Here is a 4880-nt window from a genome sequence, read left to right on the forward strand (position 1 = left end):
TATGATCTTAGAATGAAGCTGTTTGCTGGTATCATTAATTCCGAGCTTAAACTATAGTGGATACACTCTAAAAATGTCATAGCGCTACTGGGATGAATTTTGCGCAGCCTCTGGGAACGCAGCACGCAAGTAAAATTTATACCAGTAGCGCGTTTAAATCCATAACAGTTTTACATTCAGCTAACTATATGACTTTTGCAAGAGGTCTATTTAACTGATATAGAAGCTATTTTTTATCAAAAGTAAGCAATTAAAATATTCTATTTGGGTAATAAAGTTTTTTACAGAATTTATTAAATAATTTAAGTAGTTAAGGATTTTTAGGAGTACCGTATATGACAGAAGTGAAAGCGATCGATCAACAGGCTGATAAAGAAGCACTGATTAATAATTGGCAGCAAGTAAAAAAGCAAATCAATCAAGCATATGAGCAGGCATCAGAGCAAACTCATAGATCTGCTGATAAAACAACTTTATTGGCGGTTTCCAAGACAAAACCAGCAGATTTGATTGCAACTTTAGCTCAGCAAGGTCAGAGAGATTTTGGTGAGAATTATCTACAAGAAGCCATCGAAAAAATCGATGCGCTAAAATCTCAGCCTGAATGCGAGGATATCGTCTGGCATTATATCGGTAGTATCCAACGCAATAAGACACGCGATATTGCCAAGCATTTTGACTGGGTGCAGACGCTGGAGCGAGAGATTATAGCTAAACGCTTGAATGATCAACGTCCAACGGATTTACCACCATTAAATGTGTTGATTCAGCTCAACATCGATGATGAAGAGAGTAAGTCAGGTTGCCTACCAGCAGAACTGCCAGCATTGATAACGACGATCAAGTCGTATGACCGTCTAAAGCTGCGCGGACTTATGATTATTCCTGCAAAAGCAGATACAAACGCTTTTGCACGAACAAAAGCACTATTTGACGATATAAAAGCCAGCCATCCAGAGTTGGATGCTTGGGATACACTTAGCATGGGGATGAGTGGCGATATGGCAGAGGCGATAGACAATGGGTCTACTATGGTACGTGTTGGTACGGCTATCTTTGGTGCGCGAGACTAGAATGCTGCGTCCTAGACCAATTGAATAAATGATTAATTGGCCAATCAATCAAGTCGTCTCTTCTAATCTGGTCACTAACATTTGCGTGATTTTGAGATTATCGGTGGCAATGATTTCAAACCGATAATTGGCGTACTCGATGGTGTCGGTTTTTTTGGGAATTTTGCGCAGCATGTACATCATAAAGCCACTGATGGTCTCATAGTTCTCACTGCGCGGTAAGTCAACGATATCTAATGCGCGAATGACGTCCTCAATGGGTGTCATACCATCAATCAGCCATGAGTTATCTGTACGCTGAACAATAGGCTGCTCCTCAAGCGTCACAAGCTCGCCCATCACAATGCTCATCACGTCTTTGAGTGTGATAACACCAACCACAAGCCCATATTCATTCACGATGACAGCGAAGTCTGCGCCAGTCGATTTGAACATCTCTAATACTTCAAACAAAGACAAAGTGTCGGGTACAAATAGTGCCGGTTTTAATAGAGATTTGTCTGTCAGATTGACCTCTTGCTGATTTAAAACCAAGGCCAGAAAACTGCGAGACTCTACGTAACCCACGATATGTTCTAGGTCGTCATCATGGCAGACCAAAAACTTATTGTGTGGCTCCTCAATCATGATATTTACGACCTCTTCGGTACTGGTTTTGGTATCAAAATATACGATGTTTTCGCGTGGGTTCATCACTGAGGTAACGGTACGCTCCTGCATATCAAAGATATTTTCTATTAGATGATGCTCTTGCTTTTTTAGCACGCCTGCTTCAGCGCCTGCATCCATGACGGCATAGATATCTTCTGGTGTCATATCGTCTTGGCGGATGGTTGAGATACCAAAGGATTTAAAAAGGATGCTTGCAGCGCCATCGAACACCCAGATAATGGGTTTTAATACAAAAATCAAGAGAATCATTGGGCGTACAAGGCGGACCGCTATCGCTTCAGCACTCGACATTGCCAAGCGTCTGGGCATCAGATCTGCAAGTAATGAAAACAGACTGGTGATGAGTACAAACGATATCACTGAAGCCACCGCTTCACTATTAAACATCTGCTCCAGATAAGGACTAATGGCTGACTCGCCCACAGCACCCGCCGAGATAGCAACCGCATTCAGTACTATCTGTACGACCGTGATAAAGCTCCCAGGATGATCCTGCATATTGAGGACATCAAGTGCGCGAACATCGCCTTCTTTGGCCATTATTTGCAATTTGATTTTGCGCCCTGCGGCAATCGCAATTTCAGCAGCAGAGACAAAGGTACTCAAGGCAAGTAGAAGGAGAAGAAAAACACTGGCAGTTAGCAAGCTCATGACATACTCGAAAAGAAGTAAAGAGGAATTGGGTCAAAAATAATCAGTAGTTAAAGGGAGAATATGAGAAGGTGGACGGTAAATTTGTTCATGTATAAAAACCAAAAAAGCTGGGCAAGCACCCAGCTAATAGGAAAATTCGACGTTTTGTCAAACGATCTGACTTGCACCTTTCAACTCATAAATTCGTAAATCATATAAGCTGAAAGGCAAGTGCGATTTAGCCTTTAATTGACCACTTATTGACCAACGGATAGCGGCGTTCACGTCCAAAAGCTTTGTGGCTGATCTTTGTACCGATGGGCGATTGCAAGCGTTTATACTCGCTATTGTCTACCATCTTGATGACTTTTGCGACCATCTCAGCATCAAAGCCTTTATCGATAATTTCCTGATAGCCCATATCTTCATCGATATAAGACATCAAGATACCGTCCAATACATCATAATCAGGCAAGCTGTCTTGATCCTTTTGATCTGGACGTAGCTCAGCAGATGGCGGACGAGTAATAACGCGCTCAGGGATGACAGGCGTGTCTTCTAGGCGATTGCGGTAGCTTGCCAATTTATAGACTTGTGATTTATACACGTCTTTTAGTACATCAAAGCCGCCAGCCATATCGCCATACAAGGTTGAGTAACCAACCGCTAATTCTGATTTGTTACCTGTCGTGATGACCAAATGACCAAACTTATTGGACAGTGCCATCAACACAACGCCGCGTGCACGGGCTTGAATATTTTCTTCGGTCGTATCCGCTGGTGACTTGTTAAATAGGGGCGCTAACGTATGACGGATACCTTCGACGGCGTCGAATATAGGACACACAGTATAAGAGACATTTAAGCGACGTGCTTGTGCTTGTGCATCTTCTAGACTGATCTGAGAGGTGTATTCGTACGGCATCATGACGGCATAGACCTTGTCAGCGCCCAACGCATCGACCGCGATACAGAGCGTCAGTGCTGAATCAATACCACCTGATAGTCCAACAATAATGCCAGAGAAACCTGAGTGATTGACATAGTCGCGTAGACCGACGACCAATGCCTGATACATCTCAGACTCACGGCTTAGAGACAAAGGTGCTTTGGCTTGGTTATTGAATTTGGCTGTATTGACATCTAAAGAGGCCAGCAATAACTGGTTCATAAAGCGCGGTGCTTCATGAGCCACGCTACCATCCGCTTGTACAGCCATAGAGCCGCCATCAAACACAAGATCGTCCTGACCGCCGACCGCATTGACATAGACGATAGGTAGATTGTTTTCGCGGCTGCGCTTAGCAAGCATGGCTTTGCGGTTGTCTTGTTTTTCAATCTCAAAAGGTGAGGCGTTTAAGCTAACAATCAGATCAGCACCTTGCTTTTTGAGTTCGGCAATAGGGCCTTTGTCCCATAGATCTTCACAGATGAGTAGACCAATGGTAATGCCTTTATAGTCAAATAACACTTGATTGCGACCTTTATCAAAATAACGACGCTCATCAAAGACGCCATAATTTGGCAAAATCTGCTTGTGATAAAAGCCTTTTTGATGACCATTGTGTAAGATAGCAGCAGAGTTAAAAGTACCGTGATGATCGACATGCGGATAGCCGACAATCATGACGATATCGTCAATATCGCTCAAGGTAGACAAGGCGCTTTTGACACGGCCGGATAGGCTTGGGCGTAGTAATAAATCTTGTGGAGGATAGCCTAATAGCGCAAGCTCTGGGAATACGATGACATCAGCGCCTTGCTCGCGAGCTTGTAGCGCAAGGGTGCGCATTTTTTCGACGTTGGTTGCCATATCACCCACCAAGAAATGTGACTGGGCTAAGGCAAAAGTGACGGTGTCTTGAGGCTTGTTGGTCTTACTGGCTTCGGCTGAGGTGTTAAGGTTGGGTTTATCAGTGTCTTTTGACATTGTTATTGTTCCTATCGATATATTATTAAAATTTGGTCAGTCTGTATTGATTTAAAATAAAATCAAAGTAAGTCCGAAATTCATTCAAAACTGCGCGCTTGCGTATCAATCTCGAATATTGAGCCGATATGAGGCGCCTAAATCCTGCATAAGTAGAGATACAATGCTTGAGGGCATGTGTACTTATGCCTCCTACTCCAAATGATCGCGCCATTCTAAAATGAGGTCTGATGATCTTCTAAAAGAAGAGGTTGCCAGTAGCTTGGTATCTGTTTCGACAGATGCGGCGTCTGTGACCTTGATGTAATGGCAAAATAAATGGGCGTCTACACACTTGAGTGTATTGAAAAGCTTAAAATAATTGCTTTAGTATAACATTAATTGTCATGACAAATAGAACGCGCCAGTGAATTCCCTCATAAGATAGCAGTTTAATGGCTGAACATAAAAGTGGTTTTGATGACACTGTTTTTCACAGTAAATTCATGCATTATGCGCTAGTTATTGTGGCCATCATCTAGGGCGTGTTGAACATTCGCAAATAGGCACTGCTGATCGCTAAAATTGTTCCA

The 4880-nt window shown here is 43.0% G+C and carries 3 protein-coding genes; 1 reads left to right on the top strand and 2 read right to left on the bottom strand.

Going from position 1 to position 4880, the window contains the following annotated elements; genetic code table 11:
• Positions 1-335: 335 nt before the first annotated feature.
• A complete protein-coding gene (locus L0G63_RS13390; RefSeq protein WP_301451102.1) occupies positions 336-1073 on the top strand; it encodes a YggS family pyridoxal phosphate-dependent enzyme in 738 nt (245 codons plus the stop codon).
• 48 nt (positions 1074-1121) lie between these two features.
• On the opposite strand, the gene L0G63_RS13395 is transcribed toward L0G63_RS13390, so the two are convergent.
• Together L0G63_RS13395 and L0G63_RS13400 are read right to left on the bottom strand one after the other, a co-directional pair.
• Positions 1122-2396: a hemolysin family protein gene (locus L0G63_RS13395; protein WP_301451103.1), complete on the bottom strand. Its 1275-nt coding sequence runs from the start codon at positions 2394-2396 to the stop codon at positions 1122-1124.
• A gap of 220 nt (positions 2397-2616) precedes the next feature.
• Entirely contained in the window at positions 2617-4308 is a 1692-nt protein-coding gene (locus tag L0G63_RS13400) for an NAD+ synthase (RefSeq protein WP_301451104.1), read from the bottom strand.
• Positions 4309-4880: the final 572 nt, after the last annotated feature.

The sequence above is a fragment of the Psychrobacter sp. genome, from assembly GCF_030454045.1.
Taxonomy (GTDB): domain Bacteria; phylum Pseudomonadota; class Gammaproteobacteria; order Pseudomonadales; family Moraxellaceae; genus Psychrobacter.

Coding starts and splice junctions, on each gene's coding strand:
- L0G63_RS13390 (WP_301451102.1), top strand. CDS start 336: ATGACAGAAGTGAAAGCGATCGATCAACAGGCTGATAAAGAAGCACTG.
- L0G63_RS13395 (WP_301451103.1), bottom strand. CDS start 2,396: ATGAGCTTGCTAACTGCCAGTGTTTTTCTTCTCCTTCTACTTGCCTTG.
- L0G63_RS13400 (WP_301451104.1), bottom strand. CDS start 4,308: ATGTCAAAAGACACTGATAAACCCAACCTTAACACCTCAGCCGAAGCC.